Source organism: Specibacter cremeus, from assembly GCF_003946885.1.
Taxonomy (GTDB): Bacteria; Actinomycetota; Actinomycetes; order Actinomycetales; family Micrococcaceae; genus Specibacter; species Specibacter cremeus.
Genome location: NZ_RWKQ01000001.1, coordinates 1 through 24,256 on the forward strand (window position 1 = coordinate 1; position 24,256 = coordinate 24,256).

Consider the following 24,256-nt stretch of genomic DNA (forward strand, 5'->3'; position numbering starts at 1 on the left):
GTTCGCCTGACCCTTGCCCCGAACCAGCTGCGCGGAAATCCGCGCTAACCGACCGGGCGCGCCACGGATAGGGGCGCGACCCAACTTACGGTGCAGAAGCGCACCCTTTCGAGCCGATTCGAGCCTGTTTTGGTGCGCTCGTGCACCGTACGTTTCGAGGCGCCGGGTGGTACGCGCTAGGGTAGCGGGGCCTGGACGGCGTGGGCGGGCCCGAAGTCGTCCTCGAGCATGCGCGGGCGGCAGATCACCCACGCGCCGGCGCCCAGGATGAGCAACGTGCCGAACAGGAACCCGAACGGCGCCGCCCACGACCCCGTCCACTGCCGAAGCAGGCCGAACATCAGGGGCCCCGTGCACGCCAGCGCGTAGCCCATGCCCTGGCCGAAGCCCGACAGCGCCCCGGCACCGGCCTGGGTGCGGGTGCGGTGATTGATCAGCAGCAGCGACAACGGGAACGTGCCGGGCCCCAGGCCGGCCAGCGACACCCACAGCCACGTCGCCGTGGCCGGAACCAGCAGCAGCCCCAGGTAACCGGCCACGAACAGGGCCAGCATGACCAGCACGGCCGGGAACGGGTTGCGCATCCTGGCCGCCAGCAACGGGACCAGCAAGCTCAGCGGCAGGCCCAGGGCGGCGAACAGGGCCAGCATCGAACCGGCCTGGGCACGGTCCAGGCCGGATTCGGTCAGGATCGCCGGCAGCCAGGCGAACATCGAGTACGTGTTCAGCGAGGTGCAGCCGAACATGAGCGTCAGCCCCCAGGCGACCGGCGAACGCCACAGGTTCATGCGGGGCGGGGCGGGCTCGGTCCGGTCCAGCCCGTGAATCGTCAGGCCCGGCCGGCCGGCCGAAACGCCGCCCACGGGCGGGTCCCCCACCACGGCGGCGGGCGAGTCGGATGCGATGGCGGGTGCCGCCGTCGTGCGTCCCGCCGTGAAAACCGTGGCGAGCCACGGGACGAGGGCGATGACACTGATCCCGGCCCAGGACGCGAGGGAGACCTGCCAGCCGGCGGCGTCGGCGACGGGGACGGCGAACTGCGCGGGCACGGCCGTGCCAAGGCTCAACGCCGTCACATACAGGGCGGTCATGAGGCCGACGCGCCGCGGGAAGTACTTCTTCACCAACGGCGGCAGCAGGACGTTGCCGGCGCCGAGTCCGGCGAACGCGACGACCGAGAACGCCAGGAACGCGAACGTGCCAGGTGCCAGCACGCGGGCCAGCTGGCCGAGGACGCCCACCACAATGGACCCGACCACGAGCTTCTCCAGCGATGCCCAGCGGATGACGTACGGGGTCAGGAAACCGAACACGGCGAACGCGGCCGTGGGCAGCATGCCGAGGATGCCGACGGTGGGCGGATCGAGGCGGATGTCGTGATTGATGGTTGACACGAGCGGCGGGACGACCGTCACGGCCATGCGCAGTGTCAGGGCCGTCAGGATGATGCCGGCCCCCACGAGGATGCCCGTTGCGCGTGATTCCACCATTGGGCCAACGTTACCGCGTGGGGTGCGGCGGCCCGCCGGGAATCCTGCCCCATGTGCGCCATCCGACAGTCCGGCGCCGCCGGTTTTACTTTCGCCCCCGCGTTACTGGTAAGCTCTTCTTCGTTCCCATCGACAGCCGTTGGTTGTCGCGCCCTCGTAGCTCAGGGGATAGAGCGTCTGCCTCCGGAGCAGAAGGCCGTAGGTTCGAATCCTATCGAGGGCACCGGCAAGCACCCCCGGACTTCACTGAAGTCCGGGGGTGCTGTTTTTGCTCCCGGGCCCCGCCGGCCACCGGGTTCGCCGTGACCGCAGGGGCGTATAATCGCACTACTACGCCGGTCCGCTTCACGCTGCACATCGTCCAGGAATTTCATGGACCGGCTCGGCGAGCTTTCCACGAGAAACGTCGGCAACTCCCCTATTTCCGTGCCGCCCATTCGCGAGCCCAGCAGCCCGGGGCACACCTCACCGGACGCACGCCCGCAGGTCCCCGTTTGATGGCGCGGTGCACGCAACAGTCATGAGGCGTTTGAGATGATCGATATTGCGGACCCGCCGAGGCTTGACATGGTCCGGGCAATCCACACCGGCCGCCTTCCGACCATCAGAAGGATCTTGCATGACAACCCGGCCCTGGCCGCCGGCAGGTTCGGCGCGACGGATCCGCACGGCGTGGCCCGCACGCTGCTCCACCTGGCCACCGACCCGCCCGGCCACTACCCCCATTGTGCGCAGACTATAGCCCTGCTCGCCGCAGCGGGTGCGGAGGTGAATGCCCCGTGCACCGGGCCCTTCCCCGAAACGCCGTTGCACTGGGCTGCGAGCAGCAACGATACCGAGGCGCTCGACGCCCTGCTGGATGCCGGCGCGGACATGGAGGCACCGGGCGGAGTTGTCGACGGCGGCACGCCGCTGGCGGATGCCATCGGGTTCGGCCAATGGCAGGCGGCCCGCCACCTCATCGAGCGCGGCGCCCGCACCACGTTGGCGCAGGCTGCCGCCGTGGGACTGCGGCGCCGCATTCTCGAATGCCTCCCGGACGCCGCGCCGCCCTCGCAGGAAGAGCTCAACGCGGGGTTCTGGCACGCGTGCCATGGCGGCCAGTATGTTGTGGCGGTCTACCTCCACGGCCACGGGGTGGACGTCAATTGGCGGCCGTCCTGGGACAACCTGACGCCGCTGGACGCGGCACGGCGCAGCCACGCAACCGACGTGGTCCAATGGCTGCGTTCGCTTGGCGCCCGCCCCGCCGAGGACCTCGGCCCGCATCGCCCGGGCGTTGGTCGACGGGCCGCCGTTGAGCAGGTCGAATGATTCACCGCCACCCCGTATCCTCAAGGCATGCGATGGGGCCGGATATCCACTGAGGAATGGCTGACGGCGGCTGCCGCCGGTCTGTGGTCGGCCGCGTTCCTGGCCCCGATTTCACCCGTCCTCGCCCTGCTGGCGTCCGGCTGGGCCGGTGCCACGTTGGTGGCCCGGCGTTTCCCGCTGGTTGCCGCCGCGGCGGCCGGGGCGACGTTCGCCGGCGGGGTGTGGCTTGGGCTGCCGTTGGAGAACCCTGCCCCGATGGCCGCGTCCGTGATTGCCGCTTATTCGTGCGGGCGCTTCATCCGGCATGCGGCAGGGCTGTTGGCCTTGCCCGTGTTGCCGGCCGCCGCCGTGCTGCCCGGCACCGACGTCCGGCCCGGCGACTTGGTCGTCGCGACCGTGCTCTACGGAACGGCCTATGCTTTCGGCAGGCTGGTCCGCCGTCGCTTTGCCGCATCGGAGCGGGCAGCCATGGCCGCGGCACGGCTGGCTGCCAAGGATCCCGTGACGTTGGCGTGCAGGCAGGCCGACGCCGACCGTGCCCGCATGGCCGAGGACGCCCTGGCCATCATCGGAACCTTGATCCGAGCCATGCGCAGCGCCGCGCAACAGGCCGGCATCACCCTGGAGGAGGCGGACATCAACCGCCTCACCGGCGCAGGGGCCGACGCCGTCGCAAGGCTGGAGAGGCTGCACATTTCCCTGCTGGCGGCGCCGGCACCGGCGGCCGCCGCGGAAGACGCGCGACGCACGGGCCGCCGTCGTTCATTCCCAGCCTTGTCATTCCCAGCCTTGATTGCCGCATTGGCGGTGTGTGCCGGGCTGGCCGCCGTACTGCTCGCGGTGCCGGCATTCCGGGATCCCTTCATCATGACCGTCACGGTCGGGATCCTGGCGCTCACGGCCTTTGCCGCCCATGCGTGGCGCGCCCATGGCCGGGCCGAGCAGGTGCCGCTCACGGAGGCCGAAACCCGGCAGCTGCGGTTCACGGCCGATCTGGATGCGGCCTTGACGTCCGAACGCCTGGCGGTGGCGCGGACCGCACACGAGCTGGCCGGCCATGCGGTGGGAGCCATGGTCGTGCAAGCCAACGCGGCGTCGGCGCTGCGGGAACGCGACCCGGCGGCGGCGCGCCGCGCATTGGGGCTCGTGGCCGTGATCGGCGCGGAGGCGGACGAGAATATGGCGTCCTTGGCGGCGGATTCGTGCGGTGGCCCTGCGGAGGCGCCGAGTTTGCAGTCCGTGATCGACCAGGTCGGCGCGGCGGGGCTGTCCGTTCGGCTCGATCACGGCGACCAGGTCGATCCGCGCCAGGCCCCGCTGGTGCACCGGATTGTGCGGGAGACCCTGTTCGACGCGGCACGGCACGCCCCCGGCAGTGCCGTCCAGCTCGCCGTGCACAGCCCGGCCGGCGGCTGCACGGTCACTGTCACTGTCACTGTCACCAATGAAACCTCCACCGTCGGGACCTCCGGGGCCCGGCCGGGTGCCGGCCTGCAGGACCTGCACGCATTGTTGGGCGAACACGGCGGCACCCTGAAAGCCGGCGCATTGCGGGCCGGCTACCGCGTCAGCGCCGTGCTGCCGGCCGTCGCCGCACCCGTCGGGGAGGAATCATGACACCGGTCAACGTGGCGGCGGCGGGCCGGGGAGCGGATGCCGCAGCAGGTGCGGCGGGGGCGGGGCGCCTGGATGAGGATGTGGTGGGGGCGGGCCGCCTGGATGCGGCAGTCCCCCGGGCCCGGACGGTGCCCCCGCGGCGGGCGCCGCGTCGTCGTCCGTTGACGCCTCGGCTTCGGTGGCGACGGACAGCCCGTAGTACCCGTACAGCGCCCGCTCCTCATCGGCGGAGATGGCCCCGCGGCTGCTTTCGATCCGCGGCCCATTGCGGACGAGTGAGCGTGAATACGGCACGCTGATCACGGAGCCGTCGAGCGTCGCCCCGGCCAGCGGCACGAATGTCTCCGACAGGCCGAACAGGCCCGTGCGCACCGTCACGAACGCCGGTTCGCCGGAGTCCTCCGCCAGGAACACCTGTTCCACCGACCCCAGCCGGGAGCCGTCGACGGTGCGCACGATGCCGCCGCCCACCACGATGCTGTCGATCGCCTCGAGCGAGATCATGGCGCCTCCAAGTCCCTGCTGCCCATGCAGTGACGCTACCCGCGGGCCGGCACCAGCGCCAGCACGCCCAGCCCCACCACCAGCGGGGCCAGGATCAGCCCGAGCACGGCGTACCCCCACCAGTTGATGAGCACGTTCATCTTCACCAGCCGGTCGTGCCACAGCAGGGTCGCCAGCGACGCCCACGGCGTGATCACCGGCCCGGCGTTGACGCCGATGAGCAGCGCCACGAGCCGGTCCGGGGACCCGGCCACCGGTTCGAGCGCCAGGTACGCCGGCAGGTTGTTGGCGACGTTCGCGGCCACCGCGCCGGTGCCGGCCAGCCGGAACAGGTCCGCCGCGGACTCCCCCCGCCCGGCCACGGCGGTCAGGAGCGCCGGCAACCCCAGCCGCGCGGCCGCAGCCATGACCAGGAACAGCCCGCCGCTGAACAGCAGCAGCGACCACGGCACCAGCATCGGCGTCAGCACGCGGCGGCGCGCGGCGAACACCACCGCGAGCGCCAGCGCCGCGGCGGTCGACGGCAGCCACACCGGCAGCCCGGACACGAGCGCCGGCAGCAGCAGGCACAGCACCACGGCCCCGGTGCCGAGCAGGAGCGGGTCGTCCGGCGCGGCCGCCGATGCCGAACCGGCCCCGAGCCGGTGCACCGGGACGCTCGCGTACGGCTTGCGCAGGTCGCGCCGGAAGATGAGCGCGGCCAGGGCAAGAGGCACGACGACGGCGGCGAGCGCGGGTGCCGCCGTCGCCGCCGCGAATTCCCAGGGGGCGAGGCCGCCGAGGGTGCGCTGGGCCAACAGGTTCGTCAGGTTGGAGATGGGCAGCAGCAGGCTGGCCGTGTTGGCCAGCCAGACGGTGATCAGCGCGAACGGCAGGGGCGGCAGCCCGGCCTGGCGCGCCACCTGCACGACGACCGGGGTGAGCAGCACCGCCGTCGTGTCCAGGGACAGGAACACGGTCGAGGCGACGGCGATCCCGGCGACCAGCAGCCACAACAGCCACGCCCGGCCCCGGCCCCAGTGCCGCAGCCGCCCGGCCACCCACCGGAACACGCCGGCCTCGCTGCACAACTCCGTCACGACCGTCATGGCGGCCACGAATCCCAGGATGGGGCCCACCCGGTCCACCAACGCCAGCACATCCGGGACGGGCAGCACCCCCGTGGCCACGGCCGCCAGTCCGGCGAGGAGCAGGACGCCGCCGAGGACCGCAAGAGACATACCCCGGACTGTACACGGGGGCCACGCATTGATTCCTCGCTATGTGCGGGTCCGGGCCCCCAACACCCGCACATAGCGAGGAATCAACGTGCATGGATCGGTGATTCCCGGGACGGGACCCGCCGATGAGCGCTAGGATCCAATTCATCCGACCAAGGAGCGCAGGCCGTGGCACATGACTTTGACGCAGCGTTGTGGGATGCCCGCTACCGGGACAACGCATCCGTATGGAGCGGGAACCCGAACCGGCAACTGGTGGCCGAGGCGGCCGGGCTGGGACCGGGCACGGCCCTCGACGCCGGATGCGGGGAGGGCGCCGACGCCATCTGGCTGGCCGCGCACGGGTGGCGGGTGACCGCCGTCGACTTTTCCGCGGTGGCCCTGGACCGTGCAGCGGCCCACGCGGCGCAGCGCGGCCAAACATCGCGCATCACGTGGGCCCGCCATGACCTGCTGGACTGGACGCCCCCGGCGGCGGCCTTCGACCTGGTCTCCGCCCAATTCCTGCACCTGCCCGGCACGCCAAGAATCAGCGTTCAGGAACGCCTTGCCGCCGCCGTCGCCCCCGGCGGCACGCTGCTGATCGTCGGGCATGACGCATCGGACCTGCACACCACCATCCGGCGGCCACAGCTTCCCGACGTGTTCTTCGCGGCCCAGGACGTGGCGGACGCGCTGGACCCCGACGAATGGACGGTCGTGGCCTGCGAGTCCCGTCCCCGCCAGGCGCACGACGACGACGGCCATGCGGTCACCGTCCACGATGCCGTGCTGCGCGCGCGGCGCCACCCTACAGCACCATAGAACACGGCACCATAAACTAGGGGCACCATGCCTTTGACAATCACGTACCCCGCCGCACTGCCGGTCTCGGAGCGCCGCGAGGACCTCATGGCCGCCATCGCCGCCAACCAGGTCACCATCATCGCCGGCGAGACGGGCTCCGGAAAGACCACGCAGATCCCGAAGATGTGCGTGGAGCTTGGCCTGGCGGAGAAGGGCCTGATCGGGCACACCCAGCCGCGCCGGCTGGCGGCACGCACCGTCGCGGAGCGCATCGCCAGCGAGCTCGGCGTCGAGATCGGCCAGGAGGTCGGCTTCCAGGTCCGCTTCACCGGCCACGTGGGCCCGCAGACGCAGATCAAGCTCATGACCGACGGCATCCTGCTCGCCGAGATCCAGCGCGACAGGTTGCTGCGCAAATACTCGGCCATCATCATCGACGAGGCCCACGAACGCAGCCTGAACATCGATTTCATCCTCGGGTACCTGCGGCAGATCCTGCCCCAACGCCCCGACCTGAAAATCATCATCACCTCCGCCACGATCGACCCCGAACGTTTCGCCGAGCACTTCGCGTCCCCCGACGGCCCCGCACCCATCATGGAGGTCTCGGGCCGTACGTTCCCGGTCGAGATCCGCTACCGTCCGCTTGACGCCCCCGCCGCCGGGGAGAACGACGACGACGACGGGCCCGGCTCGGGTGCCGACCGCCGCCTGGACGGGGGCAACAGCGAGGAGGACCGCGACCCCCTCGACGCGGTCTGTGACGCCGTCGACGAGCTGTCCCGGGAGGCTCCCGGCGACATCCTCATCTTCTTCTCCGGCGAGCGCGAGATCCGGGACGCGGCCGACGCCCTGCACGGGCGCATCAAGCACAATCCGCGGCTGCGCGACGCCGAGATCCTGCCGCTGTTCGCCCGGTTGTCGCTGGCCGAACAGCACGCCGTGTTCACGCCGGGAACCCGGCGGCGGATTGTGTTGGCCACGAACGTGGCGGAGACCTCGCTGACCGTGCCGGGCATCAAGTACGTCATCGACCCGGGCACGGCGCGCATCTCGCGCTATTCGCACCGCACCAAGGTCCAGCGCCTGCCCATTGAAAGGGTCTCCCAGGCGTCGGCAAACCAGCGCTCGGGCCGTTGCGGGCGTGTCTCCGACGGCATCTGCATCCGGCTGTACTCGGAGGACGACTTCGCCGCGCGCAGCGAGTTCACCGACCCGGAGATCCTGCGCACCAACCTGGCCGCCGTCATCCTGCAGATGGCCGCCATGGGTGTGGCCAAGGGCCCGAAGGATGTGGAGAAGTTCCCGTTCGTGCAGCCGCCCGACTCCCGGGCGATCACCGACGGCGTCACCCTGTTGCGCGAGCTCGGTGCGGTGAGCGCCGAAGGCGGCATCACCGCCGTCGGCCGTCAACTCTCCCAACTGCCCGTCGACCCTCGGCTGGGGCGGATGATCGTCGAGGCCGGCCGGCGCGGCTGTGCCCGCGAGGTCATGGTGCTGGCGGCGGCGCTGACCATCCAGGACCCGCGCGAGCGCCCGACCGACAAGCGGCAGCAGGCGGACGAAAAGCACAAGCGGTTCGCGGACGAGCATTCGGACTTCACCGGCTTCCTGAACCTATGGCGGTACCTGCGCGACAAGCAGAAGGAACTGTCCTCGAGCGCGTTCCGGCGCCTGTGCAAGGCCGAATTCATCAACTACCTGCGCGTGCGCGAATGGCAGGACCTGTTCACACAGCTGCGCCAGATGGCCAAGCAGGTCGGCATCACGCTGGAGTCCGGCGAGGTGGACCCGGTGACCCGGCACGACGCCGTGCACATGAGCCTGCTGGCCGGCCTGCTCAGCCACATCGGCCTGTACGATCCGCGCAAGCGCGAGTACGCCGGCGCGCGCGGCACCCGGTTCGCCGTGTTCCCCGGCTCGGCGCTGTTCAAGAAGTCGCCGGACTGGGTCATGGCGGCGGAGCTGGTGGAGACGTCGCGGCTGTGGGCCCGGACGGCGGCCAGGTTCGACCCGTTGTGGGCCGAACAAGTCGCCCCGGACCTGGTCAAGCGCTCGTACAGCGAGCCGCACTGGTCCAAGCGCATGGGCTCGGTCCTGGCGCACGAGAAGGTCACGCTCTACGGGGTGCCGATCGTGGCGGACCGGCGCATCAACTACGGGCGCATCGACCCGGAGCTGAGCCGCGAGCTGTTCATCCGGCACGCCCTGGTGGAGGGCGACTGGCGCACGCACCACAAGTTCTTCCACCGCAACCAGGCCCTGCTGGCCGAGGTGGAGGAGTTGGAGACGCGCATGCGCCGGCGCGACCTGCGCGTGCACGACGAGACGCTCTTCGAGTTCTATGATTCCCGGGTGGGGCCGGATGTGGTCTCCGAACGGCACTTCGACAAGTGGTGGAAGGACGCCCGGCGGGAGAATCCGGCGCTGCTGGACTTCGACCCGCACGTCGTCATGGCCGAGGACGCCGGGCTGGACGAGGCCGCGTTCCCGAAGCTGTGGACGCAGGGCGAGTTCGACCTGCCGCTGTCCTACGAATTCCACCCGACCGCGCCCGGCGCGGCGCCGAACCCGTCCGACGGCGTGACCGTGCAGGTGCCGCTGCTGTTCCTGAACCAGCTGCACGAGGCGCCCTTCCGATGGCAGATCCCGGGCCTGCGCACCGAACTCGTCACGGCGCTGATCAAGTCGCTGCCCAAGGCCGTGCGGAAGAATTTCATCCCCGCCCCGGACGTGGCCAGGGCGGCGAGCTCCGCACTCGCCGCCGACTTCGATCCGTCCGTGGACGCCTTGGAGCCGTCGCTGGAACTGGCGCTGCGCCGGCTCAAGGGTCACGTCATCCCGCCGGGGTCGTGGAATTGGGACGCCGTGCCGTCACACCTGCGCATGACCTTCCAGGTGGTGGACGGCAAGGACCGCGTGCTCGAGGAGGGCCAGGACCTGGCCGCGCTGCAGGAGAAGCTGGCCCCGGCCACCCGCCGGGCCATCGCCGAGTCCCTGGGCGCCACGCCGAAGACGGTTTCGGCCGAGCGGGGATCGAGCCCGTCGAGATCAGGGGTTTCGCTCCCCAGCCGCTCCCACCACTCGCAAGCTCGCGGCGGGTCCCTCGCGGCCGTGGGCCCAGGCTCAACCACCGATCGGGGATCGAGCACCGGTCGTGGATCGAGCGCCGGTCGTGGATCGAGCCTGTCGAGATCAGACGGCATCCGTGAACAGTCGGGCCTGACGGCCTGGACCGTCGGAGAGCTGCCGAAGGACGTCAAGCGGCTGGTGGCCGGGCACACCGTGACCGGCTACCCGGCCCTGGTCGATGAGGGTGCGACGGCGGGCGTGCGCGTGTTCGGGCACCCGGACGATGCGGCCGCGGCGATGCGCGGCGGCGTGATCCGCCTGCTGGCGCTGCGCGTGCCCTCCCCCGACCGGTACGTGCTGGAGCACCTGAGCAACACGGAGAAACTGACGTTCAGCCAGAACCCGCACGGCAGCGTGACGGAGCTGATCGCCGACTGCACCATTGCCGCCGTCGACAAGCTGACACCGACCGCGCTGCCATGGACGCAGGCCGAGTTCGACGCGCTCTTCGAGACGGTGCGCGCCGACCTGATCGACACGGTGTTCTCGGTGACGGGCATCGTCGAACGCATCCTGGCCAGCGCCATGCGCATCAACAAGACGCTGAAATCGACCACGAGCCTGCCGCTGATCAGCGCGCTGAAGGACATCCGCACCCAGCTGGACCTGCTCGTCTACCCGGGCTTCGTGGCCCGCACCGGGTTCGCGCAGCTGACCCAGCTGCCGCGATACCTGGCCGCGATCGAGCGCCGGCTGGAGAAGCTGCCGGACAACGTGGCCCGGGACGGGCAGTCCATGGACGTGGTCCAGCGGCTCGAGGACGACTACGACGACGCCGTGGCGGCGTTGGCACCCGGGCACCGGGCGGCGTCGTCGCTGGTCCATGTGCGCTGGATGATCGAGGAGCTGCGCGTGAGCCTGTTCGCGGTGGAGCTCGGCACCGCCTACTCCGTCTCGGAGAAACGCGTCCGGGTGGCGTTGTCGAAGGCTCTCGCCGCGTAAGCGGCCTTCGAGTGATCGATACATGGGGGTGCGGGCGCCCCGCACCCCCATGTATCGATCACTCGATCCGTTTCCGGGCCGCTGTGAACCGCGGGGCTGCGGGGTCCGTGTTGTCGACGACCCGGGACGCCCGCAGCCACGGGCTGGCCTCGGTGAAATAAAGCCGCTGGCCCTCGACGTAGCGTCGCATGCCCGGATGCCCGGGGTCGGCGGGCGTGCCGTCGCGCGCGGCCATCCGCCGGGCGGTTTCGGTGAACGGGACGTCGAGGAAGACCGAGTAGTCCCACCGGCCGGCCAGTTCGCGGCGGTGCAGGAACATGCCCTCGACGATGCACACCGTGCCCGGAGGGGCCTGCACGGGCTCGGGATCCAGCCGCGCGTCGCGGCAGTGATCGGTCGCCGCCGCCCGGTGGACCCCGTCACCGCCGGGCCCAAATGGCTCCAGCACGTCCCGCACCAGGGCGTCGTAGTCGTAGGTGTCCAGCCAGAAGCCCTCCGGCGAGTGGCGGCCGCGGCGGTGTCGCACGGCACGCAGGTTCAGGAAGTCGTCGGCATGGACGACGACGGCGTGCCGGCCCACGCTGTCCAGTGCGGCCGCGTAGGCACCGGCGAACGTCGTCTTGCCGCTGCCGTCCACGCCGTCGACGGCCACGAGCGTGTAGCCATCCGGCCGACGCGGGGTCTCAGCCGCCAGGGTCTCGACAAGCTTGGTCTCGACAAGCTCGACCACCACCGGTGATTGAGCCTGCCGAAATCCGGCCTCGACAAGCTCGACCACCGACGTCTCGACAAGCTCGACCACCGCGAACCTACGCCTCCGGGACGGCCGCCCCGTGGCCGTCGGCGCGCAGTGCGGCGCGGAGCTTCTCGGCGTTCGCGTCCAGGCGCAAGGGGTCCGGGTGGTGGTCCACCGAGGCCCAGTCGAAATCGGCCATCGAGTTGGCCGGGAACACGTGCACGTGCAGGTGCTCCACCTCGAACCCGACCACGGACAGCCCGGCGCGGGCCGCGCCGAACGCCGCGACCTGGGCGTGGCCGATGGTCTGGGCCACCAGCATGAGCCTCGTCAACAGCTCCGGCGCGGCGTCCGTCCAGCGGTCCACCTCGACGCGCGGCACCACGAGCGTGTGCCCGTCGGTGAGGGGACCGATCGAAAGGAACGCGACGACGTCGTCGTCCTTCCACACGAACCGGCCGGGGATCTCCCCGTTGATGATCTTCGTGAACAGCGTGCTCATACGGGTTCCTTTGGGTCAGAGTGTGGCGGTGTCAAGGACGAAGCGGTATTTCACGTCGCCGGCCACCATGCGGTCGTAGGCCTCGTCGAGCTGGCCGGCGGTCACCAGCTCGATGTCGGAGACGACGCCGTGCTCGGCGCAGAAATCCAGCATCTCCTGGGTCTCGGCGATGCCGCCGATCAGCGAGCCGCCGTACGCCAGCCGCTTGCGGATCAGCGCGCCCGGGTTGATGGCCGGCATGGGTCCCGGCGGCAGCCCCAGCTGGATGAGGGCCCCGTCGCGGCCCAGGGTGCGCAGGTACTGGTTCAGGTCGTGGACGGCGGCCACGGTGTCGATGATCGCGTTCAGCGAGTACTTCGCGGAGGCCATCTGGTCCGGGTCCGTGGACACCACGACCTCGTCCGCGCCGAGCGCAATGGCCGCCTCCGCCTTGGTCGGAGACGTCGTGAACACGGTGACCGTCGCGCCGAGCGCCTTGGCGATCTTGACGGCCATGTGCCCCAGGCCGCCGAGGCCGATCACGCCGACGGTGTCGCCGTCCTGGACGTCGAGGTAGCGCAGCGGCGAGTACGTGGTGATGCCGGCGCACAGCAGCGGCGCGGCCGCGGCGCGGTCCATGCCCTCCGGGATGCGCAGCACATAGTTCTCATCCACGACGATGGACGATGCGTAGCCGCCCTGCGTGATGCCGCCGCCGTTGCGCCGGTCGGGGACCCCGTACGTGCCGGTGTTGCCGTTCTCGCAGTACTGCTCGAATCCCTCCAGGCAGGAGTCGCATTCGCGGCAGGAGTCGACCAGGCAGCCCACGCCGACCACGTCGCCCACGGCGAACGTGCGCACGCCCGCGCCGATCCGGCGGACGGTGCCGACGATCTCGTGCCCGGGCACCAGCGGGTACGTGGTGCCGGCCCATTCGCCGCGGATGGTGTGCACGTCCGAGTGGCACAGCCCGCAGAACTCGATCGCGATCTCCACGTCGTTCGGGCCCGGTTCGCGGCGTTCGATCGTCGTGGCGTGCAGGCCGGAGGTGGCGGACGTGGCGGCGTAGGCGCGGGCAACAGTCATGGGATCAAGCCTAACCCGGGGCTCATCCCTCGCCGGTGGCCACCGGCAGCTCCGGCCGGTTGGACCACGCGGACCAGGACCCCGGGAACAGGGCGGCGCGGAACCCGGCGATCTCCAACGCGGCGATCTGGTGCGCGGCCGTGACGCCCGACCCGCAGTACACGGCCACGTCGGTGTCCGGCGCCACGCCGAGCCCGACGAACCGTGCCGCCAGCTCCGCCGCCGGCAGGAACGACTGGTCCGCCGCCAGGTTGCCGGTGGTCGGGGCGCTGACGGCGCCCGGGATGTGCCCGGCCCGCGGGTCGATCGGCTCGGTCTCGCCGCGGAACCGCTCCCCCGCCCGCGCGTCCAGCAGCACCCCGTGTCCGGGCCAGTCGCCCGCTGCCGCGACGTCGATGACCGGTTTCGCCCCGTAACGGACGACGGCGTCGCCCGGCTCGGGTGCCTCGTCTCGCGTGTCGACGGGGAGGCCGGCGGCGCGCCACGCGCCCAGCCCGCCGTCCAGCAGGTGCACGTCGGGAATGCCGGCGTAGCCGAGTAGCCACCACGCCCGGGCGGCCGCGGCGGCGCCGGTGTCGTCGTACACCACCACGGTGTCCCCGGTGTTTACTCCCCACCGGCGTACGGCCCGCTGGAAGTCCGCCTCGGCGGGCAGCGGGTGCCGGCCGTCACGCGGGTCCCCGTGGGTGGCCAGCTCGGTGTCCAGCGGCACGAACACGGCGCCTGGAAGGTGCCCGGCCAGGTAATGGTCGCGGCCGTGTGGGTCGCCCAGCGCCCAGCGCACGTCCAGCAGCACGGTGCGGGCCCCGGAGTGCAGCCGGGCGTTGAGGGCGTCGACGTTCATGAGGACTGTCATGGGGGCTCCTTCAGGACTGTTCAAGCGAGGTCGGCGCGCCGAGATTGTCCGCCACGGCGCGGATGGCCGCCTCGGCCGTCTCGACGTCGATGAGGCTGTTGCCGCCCACAATGTGCAGACCGTAGGCGTCCTCGAGCGCCACCAGGTTCATGGCCAGCATGTCGAGGGGGATCGCCGGCGCGAACACCTCCGCCGCGACGCCGTTCTTCAGGATGAATGTGTAGGTGGCGAGCTGCCGGGTGTACATGCGTTCCACCAGTTCGTCGTGGAGCGTGGACGAGCCCGCCAGCACGTCGAACTCGTAGAGCAGGCGCATCAGGGCGTCGTCGGGACCGCTGGGGAGTCCGGCCCGGATGGCGGAGGCCAGCTGGAGCTGCGGCTCCGCGATGCCGGCCACCACGGCGTCGCGCTGGTCGCAGAAGCGTTCGATGCCGGCGCGATGGGTCTCCACGAGCAACTGGTCGAGGTCCTCGTAGTAGTAGAGGATGGCCCCTCGGGTGAGGCCGGCCTGTTCGGCCACGTCCGCCAGCGACAAGGACCGCAGCCCGTGCTCGGAGATCGCGGTGATGGTGGCCTCGACGAGCCCCGCGCGCCGCTCTTCTTGTCTTCGTGGTCTGGCCATTCCTTGACACTACCGAAAGTGATCTGGAATACTCCAATCATTCCTTGACGCATGTGTCAAAAAACTCATGTGTCAAAGAACTTCTGTGCCGTTTCGCGCAGCACGGCCTCCCCCGACGCATACCCCTACGAAAGACAGCGATGACAGACCTGCTCCTGACCAACGCAACCGTGCGGACCTTCGACGACAAATTCCCGTGGGCCGAGGCCGTGGGCATCACCGGGGGCCGGATCAGCTACGTCGGGCCCGCCGCATCGGCGCCCGCGGCGAAGGAACGCCGTGACCTGGGCGGGGCCCTGGTCACCCCGGGCATCATCGACAGCCACAACCACCTGCTGCTCGGCTTCGACGCCGACGCCGTCAGCCTGGAAGGCGCCGAAACCCTGGCGGAAGTGCGGCGCCGCATCGGCGAGCTCGCCGCCCTCCGCCCGGACCTGGACTGGATCTGCGCCGAGAACGCCGTCTACTCGGTGGTCCATGGCCGCCGCCCGAACGCCGGCGACCTGGCCGGCCTCACCGACCGGCCCGTGTTCGTGACCACCTACGACCAGCACTCGGTGTGGCTCAACGACGCCGCACTTCGCGCCTTGGGCATCGCCGACGGCGGCGACATCCACTGGGGCCGGCCGGAACGCGACGAGTCCGGCGAGCCCACCGGCTGGGTGACCGATTTCTACACCAGCGCCATGACCACGGCCGGGCTCGCCGGGCTGCAACGCGACATCCCGATGTACTCCCCCGAACGGCGCTACCGCAAGCTGCTCTCCAGCCTGGCCCTCGCCACCGCGAGCGGCATCACCACGGTCGTGGAACCGCAGGTCCCGCTCGCCGAGCTGGACCTGATGTACCGCGCCCGCGCCGAAGGGCGGCTGAGCTCGCGCGTCATCACCGCGCTGTTCCACCCCATGGATGCGGATGCGGCCTTCCGCCGCGAGCTGCGCGAGGCGGTGGACTCCGCCCCGGTCGATGAACTGCTCCGGCTCGGCCCGGTCAAGCTCTACGCCGACGACGTGATCGAGCCGCACACCGCGTGGATGCTCGACGACTACGCCAATCGCCCCGGCCACCGCGGCCATCCCAGCGCGCCGCTGGGCGAGCTGACGCGAATCATCACGGAACTCGACCGGTTGGGGTTCCAGACCCACACGCACGCCACGGGCGACGGCGGCATCCGCATCGCGCTCGACGCCATCGAGCACGCCACCCGCACGAACGGCACGGTCGACCGGCGCCACGGCATCGTGCACGTCGAGTGCCTGCACCCGGATGACCTGCACCGCTTCGCGGGCCTCGGCGTCACCGCCGCGATGCAGCCCCGGCACTGCTCCCCCGACCTGGTTGCCGGCACCTGGATGGAGAACGTCGGCGAGCAGCGCTGGGACCGCGCCTGGCGGTTCCGCTCCCTTGTCGAATCGGGCGCCCACGTGGCCCTCTCCAGCGACTGGCAGGTCGGCGAGATGGACCCCCTGGTCGGCTTCTACTCGGCGCTCACCCGCGCCGGCCTCGACGGGCGCACCGCGTGGACCCCGGCAGAACGGCTCGGCCTGGATGCCACCCTCAGCGGCTACACCCGCGAGGGTGCCTGGGCCTGGCACGCCGACGACGAACTCGGCGTCATCCGCGAGGGCGCCCGGGCCGACGTCGTCGCCTGGTCGGACAACCTCTACCAGCACGAGAACGAGCCCGCGGCCCTGCTGGACCAGCGCGCCGAGCTGACAGTGGTCGCCGGTCGGATCGTCCACGACGCCGCGACCGCGGCGCCCCTGCTCATTGCGTATGGGGAACGCACGCACTGCTCCGCGGGCACGCACTGACCCGAGAAGTGAACACAGGGCACCGGCCCGCTCCCCCTTCACACGAAAGCAGCCATCATGAACGCAAGTGACACGCGCACCGCGGCGACGCCGTCGGCCCCGTCCGATAGCACCGGCCCCGACGCCGCCCGCCCGACGGGACTGCGCCGCACGCTCAAGCTCCGGCACATCGTCTTCCTGGGCCTGGCCTACATGGCGCCGCTGGCCGTCTTCGACACCTTCGGGATCGTCGCCGACACCACCGGCGGGCACGTCCCGCTCGCCTATGTGGTGGTGCTCGCCGCCGTCCTGGTCACGGCCCTGAGCTACGCCAAAATGGTGCGGTTCTTCCCGGTCGCCGGATCCGCGTACGCCTACACCAGGGAGGCGATCAACGCCCACCTGGGCTTCCTCGTCGGCTGGGCGGCCACGCTCGACTACCTGCTGCTGCCCATGATCAACGCCCTGCTCTCGGCCATCTACATGTCGGCGGCGTTCCCCTCGGTCCCCTCCTGGGTGTGGGTGCTGGCCACCATCGTGGTGTGCACCGCGATGAACCTGGTCGGCGTGCAGATCGCCGCGAAGGCGAACCTGATCCTGGTGGTCATCCAGGTGGTGGTGGCCGTGGCCTTCGTGGGCTTCACCATCAAGAACATCGTCGAGGGCGCCAACGGGGCGGCGTTCTCCTTCGCCCCGTTCGTCTCCGCGGGGACCCAGGTCCCGGCAATCGCCGCCGGGGCGGCCGTGCTGGCCCTCTCCTTCCTCGGTTTCGACGCCGTCAGCACCATGGCCGAGGAGGCCGAGCACCCGCGCCGCGACATCCCGCGGGCGATCTTCATCATCGTGGGCATTGCCGGCGTCTTCTTCATCGGGGTCACCTACGTGATGCAGGTGCTCTTCCCGGACGTCTCGAAGGTGGGCACCATCGTGGGGGCCTCCCCGGAGATCGCCAGGTACATCGGCGGGGCGGCGTTCCAGGCCGTGTTCATCGGCGGGTACATGGTGGCGGTGCTCGGCTGCGGCATCACCCAGCAGATGAGCGCGGCCCGGCTGCTCTACGCCATGGGCCGCGACGGTGCCCTGCCCAAACGCTTCTTCGGCTCGCTCAACCGCTCCGGCGTGCCGGCCGCGAACGTCATCCTGGTCGCGCTCCTGGCCTGCTCGGCGATGTTCCTGGATCTGGGCAAGGCGGCCTCGATGATCAACTTCGGCGCCTTCGTGGCGTTCATCTTCGTCAACCTCGCCGTGATCTTCACCTACCTCCGCTTCGTCCGGGACCGGGGCTGGCGCTCCGCCGTCGGCTACCTCGTGTTGCCGGCCCTGGGCGTGGTCATCAACGTGGCCCTGTGGCTCAGTCTCGATCCGAGCTCCAAGCTGGTGGGCGGCATTTGGGTGGCGCTGGGCTTCGTCTATCTGCTCTGGCGGACCAGGTTCTTCCGTGTCGCGCCGCCGGCGCTGTCCGGCCCGTCCCACGACTGAGCCGCCACGGCGGACGGACGACGACGGCGCGACCGCCGCCTACAGCTCCACGTCCTCCCGCAGTGCCAGGTGGCGGTACTCGGTCCCGAACATCGCCCCGACACGGGCCAGGTGGGCCTCGGTGAACGCCAGCCCGGTCTCGTTGAGCAGCCCGTCGTGGATCTGGAACGCCCGCGGCGCCCGCACCGAGACCAGGAAGTCGATCACCTCGGCCACCTTGGACCACGGCGCGTGCACGGGGACCAGCACGGTCGAGACGGCGACCCCGTGCGGCACCACCAGCGAATCACCCGGGTGATAGACGGCGTCGTCAATCACATAGCCCACGTTGGCGACCACCGGCACGGTGGCGTGGATCAGCGCGTGCTGGCCGCCGAAGCAGGCCGCCGTGAACCCGGCCGCCTCGATGGTCTGGCCGGGGACGGCGTCGCGGATGCGCGCGGCGTGCTCGGGCGCGGCGGCCCGCAGGGTGGCCGCCACCCCGGCCGGCGCGTACACGTCCACGGGCAGCGCGGCGACGACGGCGTCGATGTCGATGTGGTCGGCGTGTTCGTGCGTGATGAGCACGGCCTCGGCGCCGGTCAGTGCCTCGGCGGCCTCCGACAGCGTGCCGGGATCGATCGTGATGGCGCGGCCGTCCTTTTCGAGGCGGACGCAGGAATGGGAGAACTTGGTCAGCAACATGGGCCCAGCCTAACGCCGGGCCCGTGCGCTACGCTGGAATGAGGCCGGAAAGGCGTGAGGAAGTGAGTTTCATTCGATGTCGCAGGACCAGCACGCCGCACCCGTGAGGGAACAGCGCGTGACGAAACAGCGGCTGGCCGTCAGCGCGGCGCTGGACACGCTGGACGACTTCGTCAGCACGCAGGAGCTGTACCGGCTCATGCACGGCAGCGGCACGTCCGTGTCGCTGGCCACCACGTACCGCATCCTCGCCTCGATGGCCGAGGAGGGCCTGGTCGACACGCTGCGCAACGGCGACGGCGAGGCCGTGTACCGGCGCTGCTCCGTCACCGAGCACCACCACCACCTGCTGTGCCGCAATTGCGGGAAGGCCGTGGAGATCGAGGCGCCGGACGTGGAGCGCTGGGCCGCGCGCACGGCCGAAGCGCACGGGTTCACGGCCGTCCAGCATACCGTGGAGATCTACGGCCTGTGCCCGGAGTGCTCCGCCGCCTGACCGGTTGCCACCCTCAGGCGGCCACGGCCTCCTCGACCTCCCGGATGGCCGAGTTCTCGTCGGCCAGCCGCGTCTTGTGCACGCTCCAGGCGTGCGTGAGCACCACCAGCAGCACGCCCGGCACCAGCCAGAGCGCCAGCTTCAGCACGTCGAAGCCGAACCCCTGCCCCTGGAAGTACGTGATGGTCTGCACGCCGTGCAGCCAGGCGGCGCCGTTCCAGAACGCGTTCAGCCCGCCGAACAGGCCCGGCTGCAGGTCCGGGCTGAAGATGCCGCCGGAGCTGGTGAAGTTCAACGCCACGAACAGCAGGGTCAGGGCCGGTGTGGTCCAGTGCCGCAGCAGCGGGTGCAGCCCCATGCCCAGCAGCACGATGGCGGTGACGTACAGCCAGCAGAACAGCCAAACCCCCCACGTGTTCGCGGCGATGACCCCGTAGATCGGTCCGGCGACGACGGTGCCGATGGCGGCCACCACGGCCCCGGCGGCGGCGGCCAGGCCGAAGCGGGCGCCGAGCCGGAACCGGCCCATGACCCCGGCCAGCGGGATGGCACTGGCGTAGCCGCCGATGCTCAGGGCCACCAGCAGGAAGAACAGGCCCTGCCCGGTCGAGTCATGGGTGCCGGCCGGCACCACGTCCACCACCTGCAGCGGCAGGTGCTGGCCGAACGCGATGGGCATGAAGACCTTCTGGGCCACGTTGGCCGTGGTTTCCGAGGACGCGCTGGAGACGTACAGCGTGGCGGAGCCGGCGCCGGGGGCGTAGGCGGCGGCCAGCCCGCGACTGGCCACGAGGGCCTTCGCGGCGCCGGCGTCGGGCACGGTGCGCACATCCAGCGCGTCGCCGGCGCCGTCCTTGAGTGTCTGGGCGAAGACCTTGCCCTGGGCCGAGGACCCGACGATGGCCACGGGCAGGTGATGCGGCACCGGCTGGTGGAACGCGCCCAGATAGGCGAGGCCCATGATGGCGGCCAGGAAGAACGGGATCAGCATGGTCAGGCCAAGCTTCTTCCACACCGGGGCCGGCGGGAACGGACGCCGGCGCACGAGCGCGTGTGCGGGCACGGCCGGCGGGCCCGGCGGCGTGGCCGGCAGGGAACGGATGAGGTCGATGGTGGCGATCTGCGTGCTGTGGCTTGACATGATCCTTCAACGATACGCCTACTGTTGCATAATGCAACAGAATCGTGTGCAACGCCACTGTGTTGCGTGTTGCAACAAGGCCTAGGATGGATGCATGGCGGAACGGTCGCGCGAGGCGGACATCGAGGCGGTCTACGGGCACGTCGCCGACCTGACCCGGCGGGTCACCGCGCGGTCCCGGCGGCTGAGCGAGCCGCTGACGTTCGTGCAGCATTCGCTGGTGCGCTTCATCGCCGCCACGGCCGGCACACGGGCCACCGACATCGCCGCCGCGTTCCAGCTCAACCGCTCCACCGTGTCCCGGCAGGTCAACGAGCTCATCACCCTCGGCCTGGTCCGCTACCTCCCGCACGACGACGACGAACCCGGCCGCGGCCGCGTGCTGGAGTTGACCGCGCACGGCCGCGCCCAGCTGGACCGGACGGCCGCCGACCAGCAGCGCATCCTCACGCACCGGTTGTCCGGCTGGACGGATGCGCAGGTCGCGGCGCTGGCCGCGACGCTGGCCCACTTCAACGAGGGCGCCGACGACTGAGGCGCTCCGGCACTACCGGGCTCACCCCTTCGTCGGCGCGATGAACATGCCCAGCGGCTCACGCACCCACCAGTCCCCCGTGTCCCGCCATTCACGCCACGTCGTGTACCGGTAGCCGTACACGCGCGCCCGCACCCAGGTGGGCGGCGCGCCGTCGAACGGGTCGCCGCGCAACAGCTTCAGCGTGGCCTGATCGGCAGCGAGCAGCCGGCGCAGGAACGGCACGAACCAGTCCAGCCCGGGCGAGCCGAGCGCCAGGAACCACATGAGCCAGTCGAGCCGCAGGTGGTACGGCGCGAATTGCCGCGGCAGCCGTCCGGGTTCACCGGGTTTGCCGTGGAACCGGTACTCGCGCCACTCGCCGTCGCGCGGGTTGGCGTCGAGCGTGCCCTCCACGGCGATCTCATACCGCACGCGCGTGATGGACCCGAACGCCCCGTACGCGTTGCCCAGCCGCCACCGGTTGAAACTCGCGTTCATGAGCTGCCGGCGCGAAAAGAGATTGCGCAGCGGCCACCAGGACAGCACCACCATGAGCGCCGCCATGGCTAGCACGACGACGGCGAACCAGGCCGGGGTGCCCCGGCTCGCCGCCTGCTCGGCCGCCCGGTGGAGTGCGGGCCCGGCGCCGGGGACCAGCCCCGCCACGACGTCGTCGCCCATCGCCGAAAACGCCAGGAAGATGGTGACAACATTCAGCCAGGCGAAGTTCCCGGACAGCACCAGCCACAACTGGGTCACGGCCACGATGATCGCCGCGATGCCGGCCACCGGCTGCGGGGCGAACAGGAAGAACGGGACGACCAATTGGGCGAAGTGGTTGCCCAGCACCTCGACCTTGTGCAGTGGCTTGGGCAGGTGGTGGAACCACCAGCTGAGCGGGTTCGGCATGGGCTGGGTCTCGTGGTGGTAATACAGGGCCGTCAGGTCGCGCCAGACCGTGTCGCCGCGCATCTTGATCATGCCGGCGCCGAACTCGAGCCGGAACACGAGCCAGCGAAACAGGAACAGGACGACGACGGGCGTGGGCACCCGGTCCGAGCCGAGGAAGCCGGCCAGGAACCCGGCCTCGAGCAGCAGGATCTCCCACCCGAACCCGTAGAACACCTGGCCGACGTTCACGATCGACATGTACAGCAACCACAACGCCAGGAAGACCAGCAGCGGCAGCCAGGCCGGGCCCAGCTGCGGGAGCCCGGCCACCACGGCCAGCGCCACCACGGCCCCCGTCCACGCGACCGCTCGCAACAGGCGGTCCGAGTAGCGCCACCGGAACAGCGTGGGACCCGGCGTGCGGCCGACCCGGGCCAGGTAGCGCGGCACCGGTAGCAGGCCGTGCTCCCCCAGCAGGGCCGGGAACTGCCGGGCCGTGGACACGAACGCCACGACGAAGACGGCGGCGATCCCCCGCTGCAGCACGAACCGCGCCACCGTGTAGTCGCCCGACGCGAACCAGCCGTGCAGGAACGCGTCCACCCCGCCGGTCATGCTTCCACGGTGGACTCACGCGCGGCCCGCGTCAACAGCGGTGGTCGAGCCCGTCGAGACCCATTGCGTGCCGAGGTAGCGCCAAGCCGCCGACGGGGTGGGTATATGTTCCGCTACTTCGACGTGATGACGCTACCTNAATCACCGGCCCTCGTGCTCCAGCCGCGCCGCCTGCGCCAGGCGCCGACGCCCCGGCAGGCCAGGTAGATCAGGAACGACAACGTGGTCACGTACGGGCTGATCGGGATCCGCCCGCCGAGGGCCAGCAGGATGCCGCCGACCGTCGCGGCGACGGCGAACACCACGCTGAGCACCACGACCTTCCCGGGCGCGGCCGTCACCTGCAGCGCGGCGGCGGCCGGGGTGATGAGCAGGGCCAGCACCAGCAGCGCGCCGACCACCTGGATGGACAACGCCACGGAGATGCCGAGCAGGAACATGAACGCCAGCGACAACGCCCGCACCGGCACCCCGCGCGCCACGGCGATCTCCGGGTCCACGCTGGCAAACGTCAACGGCCGCCAGATGGCCGCCAACCCGAGGATCACGAACAGCGCCACCAGCGCCAGGATGGACAGCTGCGTCGTGTCGACCGAGACGATCTGGCCGGTGAGCAGCCCGAATTTGTTCGCCGCCCGGCCCTGGTACAGGGACAGGAACAGGATGCCCAGGCCCAGCCCGAACGGCATGATGACCCCGATCACGGAATTCCGCCCACGCGCCCGCACGCCCATGACACCCAGCAGCAGGGCCGCCAGCACCGACCCCACCAGCGACCCGGCGATCACGTCCACGCCGACCAGCAACGCGAACGCGGCCCCGGCGAAGGACAGTTCGGCGATCCCGTGCACGGCAAACGCGAGATCGCGCATCATCACGAACGTGCCGACCAGTCCGCCCACGATCCCCAGCACGGCGCCGGCCAGGATCGAGTCGCGGAACAGCGGCAGCAACTCGCCGTAGTTGGCGAAGTTCAGCACGGCGTTGGCGAAGTCGGGCCAGTTCACGGCTCGATGTCCACATCAACCGGGTGCCCGTGGCCGGCCGTCTCCGGCACGCCGACCACCACGATCCGCCCGTTCGCGCGCACCACGTCGACGCGCGTGCCGTACAACTCGCTGAGCACCTCGGTGCGCATGACCTGCTCCGGCGTGCCCACGCGGAACCCGCCGCCGGCCAGGTACAGCACCCGGTCCACGTGGTCCATGATCGGGTTGATCTCGTGGGTGACGAAGACGACGGCGGTCCCGCCGGCCTTGGCCTGTTCGCCCACCAGCGCGCTCACCGCCTTCTGGTGGTTCAGGTCCAGGGAGAGCAGCGGCTCGTCGCACAGCAGCACGTGCGGGCCGGTGGCCAGTGCCTGGGCGATGCGCAGGCGCTGCTGCTCGCCGCCGGACAGCATGCCCACCGGCATGTTCGCGTACTCCGTGGCGCCGACCCGGGCCAGCAGCGCGTCGACGGCGGCATGGTGGGTCCGGCCGCCCCGGCGCAGGCCCCAGCGGTGCCCGTCCAGGCCCAGCCCGACGAGGTCGCGGGCGCGCAGCGGCGTGTCCGGGGCGAAGTGCCTTTGTTGCGGCACGTAGCCGATGTGCCGGCTGCCGCGGTGGGCGTCCGCTCCCCCGACCCGCACGGTCCCGCGGGTGAGCGGCACCAGCCCAAGCAGCACCTTCAGGAAGCTCGTCTTGCCGCTGCCGTTGGCGCCAAGCACGGCCAGGAACTCCCCGGGCCGCACGTCCAGATCGAGCCCGTCCCACAGCGTCCGCCGCCCATAACTCAACTGCGCATCCCGAAGTGATACCGCAGGCGGGGCCGCCGGAGGGGGTGTGGCCATGGGGGTGGGTTCCGATCTGTCAG

Annotated in this window: 21 protein-coding genes and 1 tRNA gene; 9 read left to right on the forward strand and 13 right to left on the reverse strand. The window is 70.7% G+C overall.

What is annotated here, in order from left to right:
• Positions 1-176 precede the first annotated feature (176 nt).
• Complete coding sequence (locus EJC77_RS00005; RefSeq protein WP_205786719.1) at positions 177-1,490, reverse strand: MFS transporter; 1,314 nt, start codon at positions 1,488-1,490, stop codon at positions 177-179.
• A 150-nt stretch (positions 1,491-1,640) separates the two neighbouring features.
• Here EJC77_RS00005 and EJC77_RS00010 point away from each other — a divergent pair.
• The 3 genes from EJC77_RS00010 to EJC77_RS00020 all read left to right on the forward strand — a co-directional run bounded on the left by EJC77_RS00010 (position 1,641) and on the right by EJC77_RS00020 (position 4,421).
• Positions 1,641-1,713, forward strand: a tRNA-Arg gene (locus tag EJC77_RS00010).
• Between the two features lie 392 nt (positions 1,714-2,105).
• The gene (locus EJC77_RS00015; protein WP_205786721.1) at positions 2,106-2,804 is read left to right on the forward strand and encodes an ankyrin repeat domain-containing protein; all 699 of its coding nucleotides are present in this window, start codon (positions 2,106-2,108) and stop codon (positions 2,802-2,804) included.
• 27 nt (positions 2,805-2,831) lie between these two features.
• On the forward strand, positions 2,832-4,421 hold the full coding sequence (locus EJC77_RS00020) for a sensor histidine kinase (RefSeq protein ID WP_125609525.1): 1,590 nt from the start codon (positions 2,832-2,834) through the stop codon (positions 4,419-4,421).
• 6 nt (positions 4,422-4,427) lie between these two features.
• Here EJC77_RS00020 and EJC77_RS00025 read toward each other — a convergent pair whose 3' ends face one another.
• Positions 4,428-4,925 (reverse strand): PRC-barrel domain containing protein, encoded by a 498-nt coding sequence (locus tag EJC77_RS00025; protein ID WP_125609526.1) that lies wholly within the window; start codon positions 4,923-4,925, stop codon positions 4,428-4,430.
• A 35-nt stretch (positions 4,926-4,960) separates the two neighbouring features.
• Positions 4,961-6,145, reverse strand: a complete 1,185-nt coding sequence (locus tag EJC77_RS00030; RefSeq protein WP_125609527.1) for an SLC13 family permease — start codon at positions 6,143-6,145, stop codon at positions 4,961-4,963.
• 168 nt (positions 6,146-6,313) lie between these two features.
• Between EJC77_RS00030 and EJC77_RS00035 the strand changes: the two genes are divergently transcribed.
• Together EJC77_RS00035 and hrpA are read left to right on the forward strand one after the other, a co-directional pair.
• Positions 6,314-6,949 (forward strand): class I SAM-dependent methyltransferase, encoded by a 636-nt coding sequence (locus EJC77_RS00035; protein WP_125609528.1) that lies wholly within the window; start codon positions 6,314-6,316, stop codon positions 6,947-6,949.
• A 27-nt stretch (positions 6,950-6,976) separates the two neighbouring features.
• Positions 6,977-11,005, forward strand: coding sequence for an ATP-dependent RNA helicase HrpA (gene hrpA / locus EJC77_RS00040; protein WP_125609529.1), 4,029 nt, complete (start codon positions 6,977-6,979; stop codon positions 11,003-11,005).
• A gap of 58 nt (positions 11,006-11,063) precedes the next feature.
• Here the strand turns inward: hrpA and EJC77_RS00045 are convergent, their stop codons facing one another.
• Genes EJC77_RS00045 through EJC77_RS00065 form a run of 5 tightly spaced genes read right to left on the reverse strand, consistent with a single transcriptional unit; the run spans position 11,064 to position 14,786 of the window.
• Positions 11,064-11,807: a nucleoside/nucleotide kinase family protein gene (locus EJC77_RS00045; protein ID WP_205786729.1), complete on the reverse strand. Its 744-nt coding sequence runs from the start codon at positions 11,805-11,807 to the stop codon at positions 11,064-11,066.
• A gap of 7 nt (positions 11,808-11,814) precedes the next feature.
• The gene (locus tag EJC77_RS00050) at positions 11,815-12,243 is read right to left on the reverse strand and encodes an HIT family protein (protein ID WP_125609530.1); all 429 of its coding nucleotides are present in this window, start codon (positions 12,241-12,243) and stop codon (positions 11,815-11,817) included.
• 15 nt (positions 12,244-12,258) lie between these two features.
• The gene (locus EJC77_RS00055; RefSeq protein WP_125609531.1) at positions 12,259-13,308 is read right to left on the reverse strand and encodes an NAD(P)-dependent alcohol dehydrogenase; all 1,050 of its coding nucleotides are present in this window, start codon (positions 13,306-13,308) and stop codon (positions 12,259-12,261) included.
• 22 nt (positions 13,309-13,330) lie between these two features.
• The gene (locus EJC77_RS00060) at positions 13,331-14,164 is read right to left on the reverse strand and encodes a sulfurtransferase (RefSeq protein ID WP_125609532.1); all 834 of its coding nucleotides are present in this window, start codon (positions 14,162-14,164) and stop codon (positions 13,331-13,333) included.
• A gap of 10 nt (positions 14,165-14,174) precedes the next feature.
• Entirely contained in the window at positions 14,175-14,786 is a 612-nt protein-coding gene (locus EJC77_RS00065; protein WP_125609533.1) for a TetR/AcrR family transcriptional regulator, read from the reverse strand.
• A 140-nt stretch (positions 14,787-14,926) separates the two neighbouring features.
• Here EJC77_RS00065 and EJC77_RS00070 point away from each other — a divergent pair, with 140 nt between their 5' ends.
• Complete coding sequence (locus EJC77_RS00070; protein WP_125609534.1) at positions 14,927-16,600, forward strand: amidohydrolase; 1,674 nt, start codon at positions 14,927-14,929, stop codon at positions 16,598-16,600.
• A 57-nt stretch (positions 16,601-16,657) separates the two neighbouring features.
• Complete coding sequence (locus EJC77_RS00075) at positions 16,658-18,058, forward strand: APC family permease (RefSeq protein WP_125609535.1); 1,401 nt, start codon at positions 16,658-16,660, stop codon at positions 18,056-18,058.
• A 39-nt stretch (positions 18,059-18,097) separates the two neighbouring features.
• Here the strand turns inward: EJC77_RS00075 and EJC77_RS00080 are convergent, their stop codons facing one another.
• Positions 18,098-18,742 carry an MBL fold metallo-hydrolase gene (locus tag EJC77_RS00080; RefSeq protein WP_125609536.1) on the reverse strand — a complete coding sequence of 215 codons (645 nt, stop codon included), beginning with the start codon at positions 18,740-18,742 and terminating at the stop codon, positions 18,098-18,100.
• 76 nt (positions 18,743-18,818) lie between these two features.
• Here EJC77_RS00080 and EJC77_RS00085 point away from each other — a divergent pair, with 76 nt between their 5' ends.
• Positions 18,819-19,238 carry a Fur family transcriptional regulator gene (locus EJC77_RS00085; protein WP_125609537.1) on the forward strand — a complete coding sequence of 140 codons (420 nt, stop codon included), beginning with the start codon at positions 18,819-18,821 and terminating at the stop codon, positions 19,236-19,238.
• 13 nt (positions 19,239-19,251) lie between these two features.
• Here the strand turns inward: EJC77_RS00085 and EJC77_RS00090 are convergent, their stop codons facing one another.
• Positions 19,252-20,379 (reverse strand): YhgE/Pip domain-containing protein, encoded by a 1,128-nt coding sequence (locus EJC77_RS00090; RefSeq protein ID WP_125609538.1) that lies wholly within the window; start codon positions 20,377-20,379, stop codon positions 19,252-19,254.
• Between the two features lie 94 nt (positions 20,380-20,473).
• Here EJC77_RS00090 and EJC77_RS00095 point away from each other — a divergent pair, with 94 nt between their 5' ends.
• Complete coding sequence (locus EJC77_RS00095) at positions 20,474-20,914, forward strand: MarR family winged helix-turn-helix transcriptional regulator (protein WP_125609539.1); 441 nt, start codon at positions 20,474-20,476, stop codon at positions 20,912-20,914.
• A 21-nt stretch (positions 20,915-20,935) separates the two neighbouring features.
• Here the strand turns inward: EJC77_RS00095 and EJC77_RS00100 are convergent, their stop codons facing one another.
• The 3 genes from EJC77_RS00100 to EJC77_RS00110 all read right to left on the reverse strand — a co-directional run bounded on the left by EJC77_RS00100 (position 20,936) and on the right by EJC77_RS00110 (position 24,233).
• On the reverse strand, positions 20,936-22,402 hold the full coding sequence (locus EJC77_RS00100; RefSeq protein WP_125609540.1) for a lipase maturation factor family protein: 1,467 nt from the start codon (positions 22,400-22,402) through the stop codon (positions 20,936-20,938).
• A 113-nt stretch (positions 22,403-22,515) separates the two neighbouring features.
• Positions 22,516-23,409, reverse strand: a complete 894-nt coding sequence (locus EJC77_RS00105; RefSeq protein ID WP_125609541.1) for a metal ABC transporter permease — start codon at positions 23,407-23,409, stop codon at positions 22,516-22,518.
• Positions 23,406-24,233, reverse strand: a complete 828-nt coding sequence (locus EJC77_RS00110; protein ID WP_125609542.1) for a metal ABC transporter ATP-binding protein — start codon at positions 24,231-24,233, stop codon at positions 23,406-23,408. The genes EJC77_RS00105 and EJC77_RS00110 overlap by 4 nt, the downstream gene beginning before the upstream one ends.
• Between the last annotated feature and the right edge of the window lie 23 nt (positions 24,234-24,256).

Coding starts and splice junctions, on each gene's coding strand:
- EJC77_RS00005 (WP_205786719.1), bottom strand. CDS start 1,490: ATGGTGGAATCACGCGCAACGGGCATCCTCGTGGGGGCCGGCATCATC.
- EJC77_RS00020 (WP_125609525.1), top strand. CDS start 2,832: ATGCGATGGGGCCGGATATCCACTGAGGAATGGCTGACGGCGGCTGCC.
- EJC77_RS00025 (WP_125609526.1), bottom strand. CDS start 4,925: ATGATCTCGCTCGAGGCGATCGACAGCATCGTGGTGGGCGGCGGCATC.
- EJC77_RS00030 (WP_125609527.1), bottom strand. CDS start 6,145: ATGTCTCTTGCGGTCCTCGGCGGCGTCCTGCTCCTCGCCGGACTGGCG.
- hrpA (WP_125609529.1), top strand. CDS start 6,977: ATGCCTTTGACAATCACGTACCCCGCCGCACTGCCGGTCTCGGAGCGC.
- EJC77_RS00050 (WP_125609530.1), bottom strand. CDS start 12,243: ATGAGCACGCTGTTCACGAAGATCATCAACGGGGAGATCCCCGGCCGG.
- EJC77_RS00055 (WP_125609531.1), bottom strand. CDS start 13,308: ATGACTGTTGCCCGCGCCTACGCCGCCACGTCCGCCACCTCCGGCCTG.
- EJC77_RS00060 (WP_125609532.1), bottom strand. CDS start 14,164: ATGACAGTCCTCATGAACGTCGACGCCCTCAACGCCCGGCTGCACTCC.
- EJC77_RS00065 (WP_125609533.1), bottom strand. CDS start 14,786: ATGGCCAGACCACGAAGACAAGAAGAGCGGCGCGCGGGGCTCGTCGAG.
- EJC77_RS00070 (WP_125609534.1), top strand. CDS start 14,927: ATGACAGACCTGCTCCTGACCAACGCAACCGTGCGGACCTTCGACGAC.
- EJC77_RS00075 (WP_125609535.1), top strand. CDS start 16,658: ATGAACGCAAGTGACACGCGCACCGCGGCGACGCCGTCGGCCCCGTCC.
- EJC77_RS00080 (WP_125609536.1), bottom strand. CDS start 18,742: ATGTTGCTGACCAAGTTCTCCCATTCCTGCGTCCGCCTCGAAAAGGAC.
- EJC77_RS00085 (WP_125609537.1), top strand. CDS start 18,819: ATGTCGCAGGACCAGCACGCCGCACCCGTGAGGGAACAGCGCGTGACG.
- EJC77_RS00090 (WP_125609538.1), bottom strand. CDS start 20,379: ATGTCAAGCCACAGCACGCAGATCGCCACCATCGACCTCATCCGTTCC.
- EJC77_RS00095 (WP_125609539.1), top strand. CDS start 20,474: ATGGCGGAACGGTCGCGCGAGGCGGACATCGAGGCGGTCTACGGGCAC.
- EJC77_RS00100 (WP_125609540.1), bottom strand. CDS start 22,402: ATGACCGGCGGGGTGGACGCGTTCCTGCACGGCTGGTTCGCGTCGGGC.
- EJC77_RS00110 (WP_125609542.1), bottom strand. CDS start 24,233: ATGGCCACACCCCCTCCGGCGGCCCCGCCTGCGGTATCACTTCGGGAT.